Below are 16,482 nucleotides of genomic sequence, written 5' to 3'. Positions count from 1 at the left end.
CCATTCCCTCACGCTTGGGCGATGCACCCCTTTTTGCGCCGTACTTTTGCCCCAGAATTTTAAAAGTATTACGCAATGAAAACCTTTTTGAACATCGCCCTTTTTTTGGTGCTTCCGCTCGTAGCACATTCGCAAGATATTACCCAAACACTTAGGGGTACTATTTATGACCAAAGTACTCACGAACCTCTCATCGGGGCTACCATAGTGGTGCAGAACTCTAATCCTGTTATCGGTACAACTACCGATGAGGCGGGAAATTTTTCGATTACTAACCTCCCCTTAGGAAGGGTGAGTTTGGAAATTTCTTATATAGGCTATGAGAGCCGTGTGATTCCCGAACTGCTCATTACTTCAGCCAAAGAAGTAGTGCTTAGTATTGCCCTGAAAGAAGCCGCCACTGAGCTTGAAGGCGTAGAGGTAGTAGCGGGTATCCGCAAGGAGAAAGCTCTCAATGCAATGGCTACCGTGAGTGCCCGCACCTTTTCGGTAGAGGAAACACAGCGCTATGCCGGCGGACTTAGTGACCCTGCGCGCTTGGCTTCTGCCTTTGCAGGGGTCTCTACGGGTAACTTGCAGGACAACTCTATTGTCGTGCGCGGTAATGCTCCGCAAGGCGTGCAATGGCGATTGGAAGGCGTGGAAATTCCTTCGCCTCAGCATTTTTCTGGCGGAAATGTCATCGGGGGCGGATTAGTGACGCTTTTTAGCAATCAGGTGATTGGCAATTCCGATTTTCTTACAGGGGCTTTTCCTGCCGAGTATGGCAATGCGCTTGCAGCTGTTTTTGATGTGAAAATGCGCACCGGCAATACTTCCCGCTATGAACATACGGCACAAGTGGGCGTATTGGGGCTCGACTTTGCTTCCGAAGGTCCGCTTTCACGTGCCAAAGGTTCTTCTTATCTCTTCAACTATCGCTATTCTACTTTGGGATTACTCAGCGATTTGAAAATCAACAAAACCGGTCAGCGTATTAAGTACCAAGACCTTTCCTTTAAATTGAATTTCCCTACCGAAAAAGCCGGAACATTCTCTCTTTGGGGTATCGGAGGGATTGACAATACTCATAAAGATGCTTTGAGCGCTCCTGCCGACTGGAAAACTGATATCGACCGCGTGAATAACAATTGGGATACTTACGTGGGTACTGTGGGTTTGCGTCACCAAATCACCGCTGGCGAGCGCAGTTTTGTAGAATCACACCTCGCTTTTTCGGGTACTGACGACCGTATTAGCACCGATTACCTTTCCGATGATGCTTCTGTGTTTACCCCCGATAGCCGACTTAAAAAACAAAACGGAACGCTCACTTTGGCGACCTCGCTCACTCATAAACTCTCTCCTTTGGCTACTTTAAAAGTAGGGATTTCATCTAAACAACTCTTCTACAAGTATAACCTCAGCGCTGCACAGGATTATGTGCCTTCCACTTATGCGCGCATCGTCAATTCAGCGGGTAGTACCAACCTTACTGAGGGCTATGCCCAACTGAAATACCAGTTATCGCCTGCCCTTTTGGCTAACGTAGGGTTGCGCACTCACTATTTTGGTTTGAATAAAGAACTCTCTCTTGAAAGTAGAGCAGGATTGGCTTGGAAACTTTCCGACAAACACAGTTTGAGTTTCGGCTATGGCAAACACTCTCAGCCCGAAGATTTGAATGTGTATATGATAGAAGTAGGGGGTGTAGCTGTGAATAAGAATTTGAAGCTGAGCGATGCACATCATTTTGTGTTAGGCTATGACTGGATGCTTACCGATAAATTGCGTTTCAAAGCCGAAGCCTATTATCAATATCTGTGGAATATACCAGGGGAAGAGGGTACCAGCTACTCGCTTATCAATTTGCGACGGGCGCTGTATCTCAACAAAGCACTCGTGAATAATACCAAAGGACGCAATTATGGTATCGACCTTACTTTGGAGCGCTTTTTGGGTGATAATTATTACTATCTCATTACGGGGTCTATCTTCAAATCCGAATATAAAGCGGGGGATAATGTGTGGCGTAATACGCGCTATAACAAAGGTTTTGTGCTGAATGCCCTCTTTGGTAAAGAGTTCTATTTTGCCAATAACCGTAAGGTGCTTGATGTGAATGCGCGTGTGAGTGTAACCGGAGGCGAGCGTTACAGTCCGATTTTGGAAAGCCAATCGTTAGCCCAAAAACGTGTGATATACGATGAAAGTCGGGCTTTTAGCGAGCAATTCCGCACTCTTACCTACGCCGACCTTACTGTGAATTACCGCATCAACCACCGCAAGAGCAGTAGTGTGTTCTCTTTCCAAATGAAGAATATACTCGGAGCGCCTATCTATATCGACCATAATTACAATTACCAAACCGGACAGATAGAGCTTAGCAAAGCTACTTTGGTGATTCCTAATATCAGTTATAAAATAGAATTTTAACTTCTTACCTCTTATCTCCTATCTAAATAAAATGAAAAAATATAATCACCCTATTTTGTTTTTCACCCTTTCCTTTGTGATTCCTTGGGTATTGTGGTTTGTGGTGGCTTATTGGAGTCACCAACCCAAAGCACCTAATGCTTTTTGGACAGGCTTTTTTGAATTGGCAGGCTTGTTAGCGCCTATGGGTGTGGCTACCTACCTCTTTACACGCAATAAGGAACTATTATCCGACCTTAAAGGACGTTTTGTAGGCAAAAATTTGCTCGCCAACCGCTATTTTTGGATTACCCTCTTGTTTTCACCCCTTTCCATTGTGGTGGCACAGCTACTTTCACTCGATTTAGGGCATAGTCTTGACCAGTTTTACATTTCGGGAAAGCCTAGTTTCAGTTCAGCGCCTTTCAACGCTTGGTTTGTACTTTGTTTGGCGCCAGTGGTCGAAGAATTGGCTTGGCATACTTACGGCACTGATGCCTTGCGCAGTAGGTGGACGCTTTTTACCTCATCGGTTATCTTTACCATATATTGGGGGTTATGGCATTTGCCCTTGTTCTTCGTAAAAGATTATTACCAAAGCAATGTACAAGCGGAAGGGTGGATTTATACAGCTAACTTTTTTGTGAGTCTGTTTGCCTTTGTGTTTATCATCAACTGGCTGTATTACAAATCGGGGCGCAACGTGTTGGTAGCCATATTATTCCATTTGGTAGCCAATGTTTCTAACGAAATCTTCGCCACCCACCCCGATAGCAAACTGATACAAACAGGTTTATTCGCCCTACTCGTGGGATATATATTAGTGAAAGAGAGACGATTGTTTTTTAGTAAAGAGTGAAAAGCACGGCATTTGCATTTAAGATAATAGGTTTATACTTTATTAATAAACTACAAAAAATAGTAGGGAATATTAGATGTTTTCTCTTTAAAAAGTTACTTTTGCGGATTGCCCCCTTCCTTTCGGGAAGGGGGAACGGGGGTTAGGCTTTTAAATGTGAACGCCCTGAGTGAAAAGGGAAGGATTTGGTTATTAGTGAATAAATACTTACTTTTGTAGAGCAAAAACACCTTATTTTCTAACATTAGTTAATATGCACTTAGTCTAACATCTCAAAATATTCAATATCAATTATATGAACGCAAAACCAAATCCTGAAAAACTAGGTATAGTAGTATTTTTTGTTATATTTGCTATAATGCTAATTGCCTCCCTAATGTTTATTTTTGAAGGGGGGTGGGGGGCTATTTATATTTTTATCCTTGCATCGGCAGTTAGTATTGTTATAGCATTCCTGTTCTTTACTTACTTTAGTGTGTATTACAAATGGGCACGCTGGGGCTTGGCCGCAGTTATACTATTTACAGCTATTCCGTTGTTAAATTTATTTCATAATGATATTATAGATTATTATTCGGATAAGATAACTCCGAAGAAATACAAGAACTATAATAACTTGTTTAATAGTGTACCTTATCATAAACAAGGCAAGACTATTAGCTTTCTTTCTAAACGCGAAGGTCCTGGGTATGGTAGTACGACTACTGTTGTTTTCTTGAATGATAAAAATGAACTTATCTTGATAGAAGGAGCTGAAAGACTCTATAAATATGATACTTATGGCAACCTCATTGCCGAATACTACATTAGGCAAGGATATTACGCAAATGATGTGATGAAGAGCTGTTACTTTGACTCGCGTAATAACAAATACCTTACTTGGGCTATTGATGGTGATACTGTACCAAAACCTATAACTTTTTTAAAAGAATCTGAACAATGGAATGATAGTGAAAGTGAAGCTTTTTTTGAAGAAATGAAACAAACAACTGATGCTTTTTTTATTGATAATGAAGGCTATATATACCGAAAAGAACCCGAAAATAAGCAGTTAAATGATTTGAAGGTTATTTTCTGCAAAGACAATGAGTGGTACTATTTCTTTCTTCCGTTTAACAGAAAATATGAAGAACGCGATGAATATGATTTTCTGCGAGGTCTTATCTCTAAAAATAAAGTAAAAAGCTTTATGAATTTTGAAGAATGGGAGACTACCAAACGTGATAGTAAGCAACGTAAAGGCATACAACTGCAATATATAGCTAATAATAACAAAGATTTTTACTACGATTTGGTAATAGATAAGGTTACTTTTAATATAAGTGATTATAGAGAAACGGAAACTAACCTACATTTGCCTACTACTTATTTCACTACTCCAACAGAAACTATGGAGGTTTTTGCTCACCTGAAACTCTATAGTAATAAGAATTTGCACTATAAACTGTTTAATGATAGAGGTAGAACTTACATCATTAAGGATGAATAATAGGAGAAAAAGAATTAAAATAAACTAATGAAAACCCCGCTGGCGCAAGTCACATACTCGCTTGCAGGTATTCAGCGACTTTAGCTCGTGCCTATTATCCCCCCCTCAACCTGCCAAGTAGCTCAATGCAGAAGAAGCAAAACCTAATTAATAAAAACAAGAAAAATTAATGATAATGAAATTCAACATCAAAAAGAACCAACGATTCCGTCTATTCAGTTTTTCTGGAATCCTGATAATAACAATAATATTTTTAAGTTCTAGTTGTAATACACGTCTATTTCACTGTCCCATTCCTGTGGGGAGAAACTATTATTCATTAGAAGGAGATGGAGCTCGCCCTATAGATCCTTGCTTTTGGTTAGCATATCCTACTCCTTACCAATTGCAAAAAGGAGATAATATAGATACAACAGCTATATACATAAATAAGGATAGAGGTTATGATTATAATAGGAAACCTTATGTTGTATTTTTACGTTTTTTTGCTAATGGGCGTTGTGCTTCTGGACAGCCTTATGGAGATTCTTTACAATATAATGCCCCCTCAAAACAATGGACAGCTGGTTATTATAAGATGCATAACCCCAACAAGGTTGAATTAGAAGAATTTGTAGCTCATTCGCCAACATCAGCTCGTTATGACGAAAGAATGGGAGTGATAAGAGGTGATACAATCTATGTTTTTAGTAGATTTCGTAGAAAAAAGACTCCTATACCTCCTGCTAATTATAAAAAATGGACAAGAGACAAAGAAGATTTTTGTTGTGCTATGTATATCAAACAAAAAGTAGATACCCTTACAGGTACTCCTGATTGGTAAACCCCGCGCTGGTGCAATCCGCGTGGGCAATATAAGAATGAACAGAACATTATAATACAATTAAACAAAAATGAAAGATTTATGAAATTACAAAGAATCATTATTACTATATCACTTATTACCTTATTATTTGCTTGTAATCCAAGTGAGAATTACTTAAAAAGCCATAAAGTTTTCCTATACTCTAAGGAAATTGTTCAAGAAAAGAAGTATAAAATTAGTGTTAAAGAAGCTAATGATTTATATGTCAAATATTTATATGATAATAAAAAAAGCAAGGATTTAGATTATGATGAAACGCTTCTTTCTCCAACCCTAATTATTGATGATCATTATGTATATTCTTTTCAGAATTTAGTTATGCAAAGGGTAGCCGTTTTTGGTATTTGGATAGATGCCAATACAGGAGAAATAACTACTAATGATGAGTCTATATGGTTAGAAGAAAAAGATATTGTTTCTTTTAAAAAATAAATACCCCCTCAACCTGCCAAGCAGTGCAAAATAAACTAATAGATATAAACAAATTAAAATTATATGAAATACTTTTTATTTATATTGTTATCGAGTTTTTTGTTTTGTTGTAATAACAAACAAAATAGTGAAGGGAAGTTGCTAAAGGAAACTTCCTCCCAAACCTCTTCTGCTCAAACAAAGGAAATAAAGCAAGAGGAAGAAATTGACAATGAAGTATTGACAATGAAGAAAGATAAAACATTAGAAGATGATTTGTTGATACTTAAAAATGTAGCTTTTTGTAAATGCTAATGTATAGATTTTTACAACAGTAAGAAACTTGAACTATACATAGATTCTCTTAGAGTAAAAGAATTAAAGTAAGCTATGTGCGTTTTTTTATCTAATAATAAACTACTTTTGTAGTGTTAAATTATATTGTGATTATGAAGAAAGAAAGAGCGGGTATTATTCATTTTCTCACCCAAGAAGAAGGCGGACGACAGCACCCACCTATATGTAAAGTCTATTATCCTACCACTCATATTGCGCAATTGGAGCAGCCTCATTGGAGTATCGTAATTACCTTTGACGAGCCTATAAAAGAAGGAATGTATAGTGCTTTGTGCAAAGTCAGATTTTTATTTGAGCACGCCCCGCAATATATTTTGGACGAACTGGAAGAAATGGAGGTCTATGAAGGGGCAAGATTGGTAGGAAAAATCGTATTTGAATAATGAAAACACTATTAAAAAAATTACCCTACCTACTGATATTATTTCGGTTTTTGTTAGCCCCTACTATTCTGTGGGTGGCGTATAAGGCAGAAGAACCCACCGCAAGACTATGGATAGTAGTTTTTATCGTTTTAGGACTATTGTCGGATATCTTCGATGGGATTATTGCGCGCTATATGGGGGTCTGCACTGTGGCAATGCGACGAATGGATAGCCAAACAGATTTGATATTTTGGCTGTGTGTGGGCGTGGCTTGTTATCATCTCAACCCCACTTTGATAGCAGCCTATCGGTATGAAATTATTGCCCTTTTTGTAATGGAAGGACTCTGCTACGGGGTGAGCTTTTGGCGATTTGGCAAAGAAACTTGTACACACGCTTTTCTTTCCAAACTGTGGGGCGTATGCTTATTAGTAGCTTTTATCTCGCTCATCGGCTTTGGTTATGGAGGTTTCCCCTTGCTCTTGGCGGTCTATTGGGGACTTTTCTCGCAATTGGACGTCATTCTTATCATTTTGTTACTACCCAAATGGCAGAACGATATCCCGAGTAGCTACCACGCTTATCTGCTGAGAAAAGGAAAAGAAATTAAGAAACACAAGTTGTTTAATTAACAAATGAAAACAGAAAAAATATTATTAGCAGGAGCGACCGGCTATTTAGGTCAGTATATACTGGCTGAGCTCCTAAAAAAAGAATACCCTACCCGTATTGTGGTGCGCAATAAGGCAAAAATAGCACCCGCCCTACTCACGCACCCGCTATTGGAAGTCGTAGAAGCCGAAGTAACCCAACCTGACACCCTACAAGGCGTATGTAAAGGGGTGCATAAGGTGATTTCAACTGTAGGGATTACCCGCCAAAAAGATGGACTTACCTATGAGCAGGTAGACTTCCAAGCCAACAAGAACCTACTTGATGAAGCCTTACGCGAAGGAGTACGTAAGTTCATATATGTATCCGTATTCAAAGGAGAAGCCATGCGACATATAGCCATTGGAGCCGCTAAAGAACGTTTTGTTGATGCTCTTAAGGCTAGTGGATTAGACTATTGTATCATACGCCCCAGCGTTTTCTATAGTTATATGACTCTATTTTTCAAAATGGATAAGAAGGACATAATACACCTATTTGGCAAAGGACAATATACCATGAATCCCATTCATGGGGAAGACTTGGCTGAGGTCTGTGTCGCCCAATTGGAGCGTTACGAACGGGAAGTCAATGTAGGAGGAGCTGAGATTTTTACACAAACGGAGATGGCTCATTTGGCTTTTGAGGTACTCCATAAACCTGCCAATATAATTTATTTGCCTGACTGGGTACGGCGTTTGATCCTAAAAATGGGCAAATACCTCCTCCCTAAAAGTATCTATGGTGCTATGGAATTTGTCCTTACCATTATGGCAATGGATGTTGTAGCTCCTATGCAAGTAGGCAAACATCGGTTAAAGGCGTTTTTTGAATCTATAAATTCATCAGCTGATAGATATTATCTAAAACGATTAAAACAGAGTGGAGAATTTGAGTATTCTCTAGGGGCTAATGCTGAAGAAATTAAGCATATAGAAGAGGAATTGGGCATATTGCTTCCTGAAGTATATGTAAATTTTCTTTCAGAATGTGGTTCCTGCAACTATGGCGATGTGTATATCAATGGTATTTACAAAGAAAAAGACAGTATATCTTATCCTATTGTGGAACTAACTAAACAACTAAGAGACGATTTACATCTCTCAGAGGATTTTATCGTACTACATTACGAGGTGGACGATTTCCTAACCTTATATAAAGTTTCTAATGGGGTACGCCTAAAAGATGCGAAGGTCTTCGAAGCAGAGGTATTTTGCAATGATAAAGGGGAATTTGAAATAGACAAACCTACTCCTATGTTTGATTCTTTTGAGGAATATTTTGAAGACTTTTTAGACTTAGCAGAAGAAGATTAACCCAATGAAAATAGAAAAGATATTATTAGCAGGAGCGACCGGCTATTTAGGTCAGTATATATTGGCTGAGCTCCTAAAAAAGAATACCCTACCCGTATTGTGGTGCGCAATAAGTCAAAAATAGCACCCGCCCTACTCACTCACCCGCTATTGGAAGTCGTAGAAGCCGAAGTAACCCAACCCCAAACCTTACAAGGCGTATGCAAAGGGGTGAGCAAAGTAATTTCAACCGTAGGGATTACCCAACAAAAGGACGGACTTACCTACGAACAAGTGGATTATGGAGCTAACAAAAACCTCCTCGATGAGGCTTTGCGCGAAGGCGTGCAGAAATTTGTGTACGTATCGGTATTCAAAGGTGAAATGATGCGACATATCGCTATTGGGGCTGTCAAAGAGCGTTTTGTAGATGCTCTTAAAGTCAGTGGCTTAGACTATTGCATTGTGCGACCCAGCGGTTTTTACAGCGATATGGGTAACTTTTTAAAGATGGCAAAAGGGGGAAAAGTGCGTTTGTTTGGCAAAGGACAATACGCAATGAACCCCATTCACGGCGAAGATTTAGCCGAAGTGTGCGTGGCACAATTAGAAAGTGCTGAAAAAGAAGTGAATGTAGGGGGTGCTGAGGTCTTTACGCATACCGAAATTGCCCGCTTAGCTTTTGAAGTGTTGCACAAACCTGTGAAAATAACCTATTCACCCGACTGGTTACGACGTTTTATTTTGAAAATAGGCAAATATTTGATGCCAAAGAGCGCTTATGGTACTGTAGAGTTTGTTTTCACTGTAATGGCAATGGATTCGGTAACCCCTCTAAAAGTAGGAAAACACCGATTGAAGGCGCATTTTGAAGCGATAAAAGATTGTTAATCAAAAAAATAATTGTATATTTGCCAAAAAATAGAAAGATATGAGAACTACAAATTATAATATGATAAATTACAATGTAAGTATTCCTGAGGCAGAAGTGCCTATTTTTGAGTCTCTTTTCAAGAAGTACAATGTGATTGTAGAGCCAGTGAATATAGTAGCTGAACCTATTGAGGAGTATGTGCCCAACAAAAAAACCATTGAATCTATTGAAGAAGGCGATATGTTAGTAGCAAAATATAAAAAAGGACTTGTAAAAGGCTATACCAACGCAAAGGAAATGCTAAATGATATTTTTACTAACCGGAAATTATAAAGGTTGTATGGAGTGCCATATAGAACCTGATTTGCTATTGATTTGGAAGCAATATGAAGAAGAAAAGTTGATCACACTAAACAGAATAGGCACACATTCTGAGCTATTTAGTTGATGATATAAGAAACAAAAATCCCCTTGTATTTTAATACAAGGGGATTTTTTATTAGGGCAAACAGGAAGTGAATAGTGAAAAGTAAGGGGAGGTTTTTTATATCTTGAGAATTAATATATTAAAACTACCACTCTAATATTTTTAGAAAAATACTCTAAAAATATTTGTTATTTAGAGATAAAGTCTATATTTTTGCAGGGTTAATAAATCGCAAAAACTATGAATAGATCACCGCCTTTTTAGTGTTTCTCTATGTGTTACAACTATTTGTATAACAGTAAATTTAAACAAAATGAAGACTTATATACAACCTAATGAAATGGCACAGCAGGAGTATTTTGATAGGCTCCACCAGCAACGTGCCCTCGAAGTATTGGCTCAAGCAAAAAAAATGCAACGCCCCTCACGCTTCTTGCCTCACCATATTAGCGGTTTAGGCAGAAGTTTGCAAGAGCTAAAACACTTTGGCAGAACTATCAACAACAACAACAATTAGCAGTATAATGAAAACAACAATGAAATCTAAAGGCAACGGGAGTCGGGAGACTTGCCGTCGCAACCAACTACTGCGCTACCAAGCGGTAATGAATGAGTTCAACGCTCACGATGCGCGTTATATCCCTATTACGGTAATTTGGCGAGAGTTTATCTATCCTAAATTCTTTATTTCGCGCAAAACGCTTTATCATATCCTCAATATTGATGTAGAGCAGGAATTGAAAAATTTAAACCTTTAAACAACAATGGTTGTTCAGTCCTCGCCTGAACAGCCATTTTTTTAAACTTTTCACCACATATCCAGCTGTGAGACCCTGCTGGGCTTTACTTCTCACTTCTCACCTTCTGTTCCCATTGCCAAGCCGAGCGCATTGCATCGTCTAAAGAACTTTGGGCTTTCCAACCGAGTACGTTATTAGCCTTATCAGTGTTAGCATAAGCAGCGGTGATATCACCTGCGCGTCTACCTACAATTTGGTAGTTCAATTTCTTGCCCGATACCCGTTCAAAACTTTGGATAACTTCCAAAACAGTACTGCCTTTCCCTGTTCCTATATTGAAGACCTCATAGTTTTCAGTATTCTTGCTTTCTAACAAACGTTGAAGCGCAATCACGTGAGCTTTCGCCAAATCCACTACGTGAATATAATCGCGAATGCAAGTGCCATCGGGGGTAGGGTAGTCGCCACCGAAAACCGAGATTTTCTCGCGCAAACCTATAGCCGTTTGGGTGATATAAGGCACTAAGTTCTGAGGTACGCCTAAGGGCAGTTCGCCTATTTCAGCCGAAGGGTGTGCCCCAATAGGGTTAAAGTAGCGCAAGGCAATCGCATTGAGCGAAGGAGTAACCTTGCAAGTATCGCCGATAATCTCCTCACTGATTTGTTTGGTATTACCATAAGGTGATTCGGCTTTTTTCACAGGAGCATTCTCAGTGATAGGCAACTCATCTGCCTGACCGTATACGGTGCAAGACGAACTGAAAATGAAGTGTGCTTTGGGCAACTTGCTCAGTTCTTGCAAGAGGTATACAAGGCTGGTAAGGTTATTTTCGTAATACAAAAGCGGTTTCTCCACGCTCTCACCTACTGCTTTAGAGGCAGCAAAGTGAATCACCCCTTGCACATCGCGATGACGCTTGAAGAAATCTTGTACATCGGCTTTGTCGCGGAGGTCGAATTTCTCGAAGAGAGGCTTTTTGCCAGTGATTTTAGTAATGTGTTCTAACACGCTTTCTTGGGCATTGGAAAGGTTATCGATAATAACCACGTCAAAGCCAGCGTTTTGCAATTCTACTACAGTGTGAGAGCCTATAAAGCCCAATCCACCGGTTACTACTATTTTTTTCATTTGTTTATTAATTGAGTCACATTTATTATTTAAGGCTGATACAGATGTACTGTCCATATTGATTGTATTTATCTATATCTTCAAATAGACTAATATATGCGTAAAAAACTTTGGCATATAGTTTTCCATTACTACCCATAAACCTTTCTACTTTTCCCTCTTTATCATACATAACAATCCATTTAGTAAAAGTAGTTGAAAATACTTTCTTTATTTTATTTGTTTCATCAACATTATAAAGTGAAAACTCCATAACTTTTTCGGGATCAATATCATCAAGGGTTATAAAATGCTGTTTATCGGGGGTGATATAAGGATAGCCAGATAAGATAAGTTTTCTACCTGTGGTTTTATCAACCAAGGCACACCCCCAACTATCATAGTACATAGCACTAATAAGATATTGGTTTAGAGGAGGTATTTCACCCATATAAGAATGAAGGCTATCAAGATAAGTAATATATTTTTGTTTGCATTCTTCGCAAGGCAATCGTAGTTTCCCTTTTACCGGTTTGATGACATTGGTAGTATCTAAAAAATCAACAGCGTTTGCTTTTTCGGTGAGATATTCGTCTTTAGTCACAAAGCGAATGCTTATTTTCTTTAATGGTTTCTTGTCTTCAGTAGTAATCAGGTCTTTGTAATTGAGTTTAATCTGGCTAATATCGCCAGTTTGCACTTGCTTTATAAAAACTTTTTCCCATTGCCACATAGTTACATTATTTCCACTAGGCGTCTTGTATTCCCTTTGAATGTTATACTTTATGGCGTACCAATACATAAGTTCTTCTATGACCTCCACTTTTTCTCCGTAAGGTAGTTTGCCAAGACGAGTACTTTTATCATCAGCTCCCTCGTAAAACTCAATGCCATCACGAGTGGTAACAAATACTTTCTTGATAGTGGGTGTTTCATAATCAATAGGATTGCCTATTTTTTCATCTTCAGAGTTTATATTCTCAGCTGAATTCTCCTCTTCTGTATAAATCTCATCAGCTGTTTTGCTTGTCTCTTCTTGGGTAGTAGAGGATGAGAAATATTCACAGCTGCTGAATAAACAACAACTGATGAATAAAATTAGTAATAAGCGTGTATGTGAATAATTGTTATAGGGGTTCACAAGTGTTAATTATTGTGAGTTTATAGTTCATTGAGCAAATCGTCTAAATCAATAGCTTCTTTTTTACCAGCACGTATGTCGTCAGCCTCTTTTAACGCTTTAAAAAAACGTTTTTTGAGTTCTTTTTGTTCATTAAGTACAACATTTGATTTTGTACTATTTTTTTTTAGTTTTAGTAATCGACACAAAATCAAGATTCTTAACGAATTCTATAAATGATAAAGCTTGCGGACTATTGTCTATGGTGATTGTGTAAGTCATTTGTTTTTATTTTATCGCTACAAAATTACAAAAAAGAAAATGATTGGCAATAAAGTAGCTTGTTTTTTATGTTATTTCTTGCCTATTTTCATTACCATTTCTTCAAAATTTTCTCTCGGTACGATAGCTTTGTTGCGCACACGGGTGCGATAGTTGTAAATCGTATTGGTGGAATAGTGCAAGAAAGTGGCTATTTTAGAACTATCGGTGATACCTAAGCGGATAAGGGCAAAGATGCGCAACTCGGGGGTCATTTCGTGAGGTTTGGGGGCAAAACGCTCGTCTTCGGCTAATAGAGCGTTGAACTCGGTGATAAAGTGGGGGAATAGATGCAAGAAAATATCGTCGAACAGCTTGTAGAACTCTTTCAGCTCTTGCTCTATCATCTCGGTAGAGCGGAGCACTTTGTTGAGTTCGTCCCAATTGCGGTCTTTTGCTTTTTTGGTAAGCATTTTTTGATATTTTTCTAATTTGCTGATGTACACCGAACACAAGTTGAAAAACTCGCCTATATAGGCTTCTTTTACTTCGTTGCTTTCGTTGAGTTGGGTTACTACCTCACGCAGGTGTTCGTTGAGTTGCTCTAAATCTTGGTTTTTGTGGTAGAGTTCCTTGCGTATTTTGGCGATGCGCTTCATTTGGCGGGTAACCAATACTACGGCAATGATGAGGAAAACGGCGAACAACCCTACTAACAGCAGGGCGTTACGCAATTTGGTATTCTGACTGTGAATGCGTTCCTGATAGGCTTTTTCGATGATGGGGAAAATCTTCATCACCTCATCGGAACGCAGTTGAGCGTTGCAAAAAGTAGCGTCTTCCATCGCCGATTTGATGCAAGTGTAAGCATTTTCTACTTCGCCTAATTGAAAGAGCGCTGAGGCAAGTTCAAGCATCGAGGCGTTTTCTTTAATAGCATCTTTGATGTCGCAACTCGCCGAAATAGCAAAGTATTCTATTTGTTTAGGGACATTCTTTTTCTTTTTGTAGAGCGTGCCGAGCACATAGCCTAATACGGCTTTTTCGTGTTCATCGGTGTGCATTAGCGCAAAGCGGTCGAGGAGGAGTTTTTCGGCTTCGTCATACCTGCCGGCATCGGTGAGCACACCGGCATAGAGGAGGATATAGTGAGTGGAATTCTTATCAACTAAATTGAGGAGGAGGTCGCGATAGGCATCGCTTTTGGCGATATAGGTTTTGGCATCGGGATTGTTGAAAGCATAGTTGTTGTAGAGGTTGAGGTAGCAGTTATAGTACTGAATGAGCTGAGGTTCTTGCAGTTGTTCTTTATCAATAGCCCTGAGCAGATCGGCAGCATCTAAGTAGTTGCCCGAAATGATGTAGAGAGAGGCAAGGGAAAGGCGGGAATCGTTTTGGAGGTCGGTTTTTTGGAGTTCTTCAGCGATGCGGATATTCTCTTTCACGTAGTACACCGCCGAGTCGGATATATAAGTTTTAAACTCGTCGAAGAGGCGTTGGTTGATAGCATAACGTTGTTCAGCAGAGGCATTGGGCACTCGTAACAAGTCGATAGCTTCCTTTATTTTGCGTTCTTTTTGCTGGGTGTAGTTATCTTTCTGTTTGATAAGTGCAGTGAGGTTGTGAATGAGCTTTTGATTTTGCGCCATTTGAGCCAAAGCGCAGTAGGGGAGTAGTAGGAGGGTTATGATAAGGCTTTTGTACTTCATTTTCAAACATTAATTTTCAGAGGCAAAAGTAAGAAAAATTTGTCAATTTGCCAATTAGAGAATTAGATTTTAGTTTCCTATTCTATATGTTTGATTTCCTATTCTCAATAATTGATATTGCAAATGTTTATGGCTATACAGACTTATCCACCCAAAAGTTTCTATAGTTTCGGTATCATTTTTAAAGTAATAGGTAGGTAGGGTGCGAAGTTCTTCTTGAGATTTTACAGTTTTGAAACGAGTTTTTAGATGATAGGTAAGTGAAGGTTTCACAATATGATAATACAAAATGGTAGTATAGTCAAAGTTATCTCGGTAGGTTTGTACGTACTGCGGACGTATATAGTTGCGAGTTAAGCTTTTTTCTTGTTTAGGAAAACGTTTTTCATCGAATAGTTCAGGGTAATTGTACTGGGTTTTTAGGGTGTCTTTGCCAAAGGAAGCACGTTCTATATCGGTGTAGAAATATTGCCATTTGTCGTCTTTTAAGAAAAAGACTTTATTCTGTTCTCCCTTTACTATTTTAAAACAAGAGGCTTTAGTTTTCACATTGTTTTCAAAAAAGTTTTGTTGCTGTACTGGCGTCCATTTTTTAGATGCTTCGATAAAGGTCATTGGTAGGAAATTTTCATCATCGTTTAGGAAGAATGTGCTATAGGTATTTTTATCTATATTGATTACATAATCATCTAAAATATAAGCAGCTTTTTTATGGTCTCTATCAGTTGCAATATCCATTGATTGTTGATAGCCTAAGGTGTCGAATTTCAAAATATAAGAAGATATTCTATCATCTTGAACCATAACCACTTCATTTCGGCGATTGAGAAAACAACTTGTTAAATCTTCCGATTCATTAGTAGGAACTTCGTGAATACAATTTCCTCCTTCTTGGGCGCAAACAGATATTTCATAGTCTAAATCTTCATAATCTCTGTAAGCTATAGGCAAGTTTTTTTCTGCTCTCAGTTTAGAGAAAGAAACGTCTAATTCGTCCATTATCCACGCAAAAAAAGCAATGGTGCAACCTATCGCTATAACGGAGGATATTTTGTGCTTGCAGCAGATAGCATAGAATGTCCATGTCCCTAAAATCAAGGGGATAGGGAGAAAAAGAAACCACGCTTGTGTATATAAGCCTGTGGCAAACTGATTGACAAGGAAGATAAAGAAAGCAGAAAAGACAATGCCAGCGATTAGTGCAGGGAAAAAGAGGTCTTTTTTCATAGTATTTTATTTTTAAAGGCAAAAATAAGGAAAATTTGTCAATTTGCCAATTTGTCAATTAACAAATTGGTAAATTTGTTTGGTGGGTACAAAAAAATGTATTATCTTTGCCCCATAAAATAAAAAAGAGATAGGGCGGAGGTGGTCAGACCTCCACCCATTCACCTTACAATAACCTAAATTTCTTTAAAGAAAATTTAATAATTAAAATAAGGGATTTGCATTTAAAGTACAGTTTTATTTGTATATCTCTTTTTTTATTGTGTAAAGACCTTGCTAGCTTTACATCCAGCACTGTCGACTTTCAACAGCGTGCCAAAAGTACAACAG

General features: G+C 38.5%; 16 protein-coding genes and 2 pseudogenes. 14 read left to right on the top strand and 4 right to left on the bottom strand.

Features of this window, described 5'->3' with window-relative positions; genetic code table 11:
* The first annotated feature begins 75 nt into the window (after positions 1 to 75).
* The 14 genes and pseudogenes from JMN12_RS07405 (at position 76) to JMN12_RS07340 (ending at position 10,745) form a co-directional block, all read left to right on the top strand.
* Entirely contained in the window at positions 76 to 2,415 is a 2,340-nt protein-coding gene (locus JMN12_RS07405; RefSeq protein WP_203138337.1) for a TonB-dependent receptor, read from the top strand.
* 31 nt (positions 2,416 to 2,446) lie between these two features.
* Positions 2,447 to 3,253 carry a CPBP family intramembrane glutamic endopeptidase gene (locus JMN12_RS07400; RefSeq protein ID WP_203138336.1) on the top strand — a complete coding sequence of 269 codons (807 nt, stop codon included), beginning with the start codon at positions 2,447 to 2,449 and terminating at the stop codon, positions 3,251 to 3,253.
* A 295-nt stretch (positions 3,254 to 3,548) separates the two neighbouring features.
* Positions 3,549 to 4,742, top strand: coding sequence for an NADH-quinone oxidoreductase subunit J (locus JMN12_RS07395; RefSeq protein WP_203138335.1), 1,194 nt, complete (start codon positions 3,549 to 3,551; stop codon positions 4,740 to 4,742).
* A gap of 175 nt (positions 4,743 to 4,917) precedes the next feature.
* On the top strand, positions 4,918 to 5,565 hold the full coding sequence (locus tag JMN12_RS07390) for a hypothetical protein (RefSeq protein ID WP_203138331.1): 648 nt from the start codon (positions 4,918 to 4,920) through the stop codon (positions 5,563 to 5,565).
* 81 nt (positions 5,566 to 5,646) lie between these two features.
* A complete protein-coding gene (locus tag JMN12_RS07385) occupies positions 5,647 to 6,039 on the top strand; it encodes a hypothetical protein (RefSeq protein ID WP_203138330.1) in 393 nt (130 codons plus the stop codon).
* 63 nt (positions 6,040 to 6,102) lie between these two features.
* A complete protein-coding gene (locus tag JMN12_RS07380; protein ID WP_203138329.1) occupies positions 6,103 to 6,333 on the top strand; it encodes a hypothetical protein in 231 nt (76 codons plus the stop codon).
* 134 nt (positions 6,334 to 6,467) lie between these two features.
* On the top strand, positions 6,468 to 6,758 hold the full coding sequence (locus JMN12_RS07375) for a hypothetical protein (protein ID WP_009413820.1): 291 nt from the start codon (positions 6,468 to 6,470) through the stop codon (positions 6,756 to 6,758).
* Entirely contained in the window at positions 6,758 to 7,372 is a 615-nt protein-coding gene (locus JMN12_RS07370; RefSeq protein ID WP_106099218.1) for a CDP-alcohol phosphatidyltransferase family protein, read from the top strand. The genes JMN12_RS07375 and JMN12_RS07370 overlap by 1 nt, the downstream gene beginning before the upstream one ends.
* A 3-nt stretch (positions 7,373 to 7,375) precedes the next feature.
* On the top strand, positions 7,376 to 8,707 hold the full coding sequence (locus JMN12_RS07365; protein ID WP_203138328.1) for an NAD(P)H-binding protein: 1,332 nt from the start codon (positions 7,376 to 7,378) through the stop codon (positions 8,705 to 8,707).
* Positions 8,708 to 8,711: 4 nt separating this feature from the next.
* A pseudogene (locus JMN12_RS07360) lies at positions 8,712 to 9,577 on the top strand (SDR family oxidoreductase).
* 40 nt (positions 9,578 to 9,617) lie between these two features.
* Positions 9,618 to 9,893 carry a flagellar motor switch protein FliM gene (locus JMN12_RS07355; protein WP_203138327.1) on the top strand — a complete coding sequence of 92 codons (276 nt, stop codon included), beginning with the start codon at positions 9,618 to 9,620 and terminating at the stop codon, positions 9,891 to 9,893.
* Positions 9,874 to 10,008 (top strand): annotated as a pseudogene (locus JMN12_RS07350) (type II toxin-antitoxin system YafQ family toxin); the annotation flags it as partial. The gene JMN12_RS07355 and the pseudogene JMN12_RS07350, both read left to right, overlap by 20 nt.
* A 292-nt stretch (positions 10,009 to 10,300) precedes the next feature.
* Positions 10,301 to 10,504 (top strand): hypothetical protein, encoded by a 204-nt coding sequence (locus tag JMN12_RS07345; RefSeq protein WP_198473892.1) that lies wholly within the window; start codon positions 10,301 to 10,303, stop codon positions 10,502 to 10,504.
* A 7-nt stretch (positions 10,505 to 10,511) separates the two neighbouring features.
* Positions 10,512 to 10,745 (top strand): hypothetical protein, encoded by a 234-nt coding sequence (locus tag JMN12_RS07340; protein WP_002679563.1) that lies wholly within the window; start codon positions 10,512 to 10,514, stop codon positions 10,743 to 10,745.
* Between the two features lie 85 nt (positions 10,746 to 10,830).
* Here the strand turns inward: JMN12_RS07340 and galE are convergent, their stop codons facing one another.
* The 4 genes from galE to JMN12_RS07320 all read right to left on the bottom strand — a co-directional run bounded on the left by galE (position 10,831) and on the right by JMN12_RS07320 (position 16,152).
* Positions 10,831 to 11,856: a UDP-glucose 4-epimerase GalE gene (gene galE / locus JMN12_RS07335; RefSeq protein ID WP_203138325.1), complete on the bottom strand. Its 1,026-nt coding sequence runs from the start codon at positions 11,854 to 11,856 to the stop codon at positions 10,831 to 10,833.
* A 25-nt stretch (positions 11,857 to 11,881) separates the two neighbouring features.
* Positions 11,882 to 12,976 carry an SH3 domain-containing protein gene (locus JMN12_RS07330; protein ID WP_203138323.1) on the bottom strand — a complete coding sequence of 365 codons (1,095 nt, stop codon included), beginning with the start codon at positions 12,974 to 12,976 and terminating at the stop codon, positions 11,882 to 11,884.
* A 332-nt stretch (positions 12,977 to 13,308) separates the two neighbouring features.
* On the bottom strand, positions 13,309 to 14,925 hold the full coding sequence (locus tag JMN12_RS07325) for a DUF6377 domain-containing protein (protein ID WP_203138321.1): 1,617 nt from the start codon (positions 14,923 to 14,925) through the stop codon (positions 13,309 to 13,311).
* Between the two features lie 69 nt (positions 14,926 to 14,994).
* Positions 14,995 to 16,152 (bottom strand): hypothetical protein, encoded by a 1,158-nt coding sequence (locus tag JMN12_RS07320; RefSeq protein WP_203138319.1) that lies wholly within the window; start codon positions 16,150 to 16,152, stop codon positions 14,995 to 14,997.
* Positions 16,153 to 16,482: the final 330 nt, after the last annotated feature.

Source organism: Capnocytophaga genosp. AHN8471 (genome assembly GCF_016806945.1).
Taxonomy (GTDB): domain Bacteria; phylum Bacteroidota; class Bacteroidia; order Flavobacteriales; family Flavobacteriaceae; genus Capnocytophaga; species Capnocytophaga periodontitidis.
This window is presented reverse-complemented; position numbering and strand designations above follow the sequence as displayed.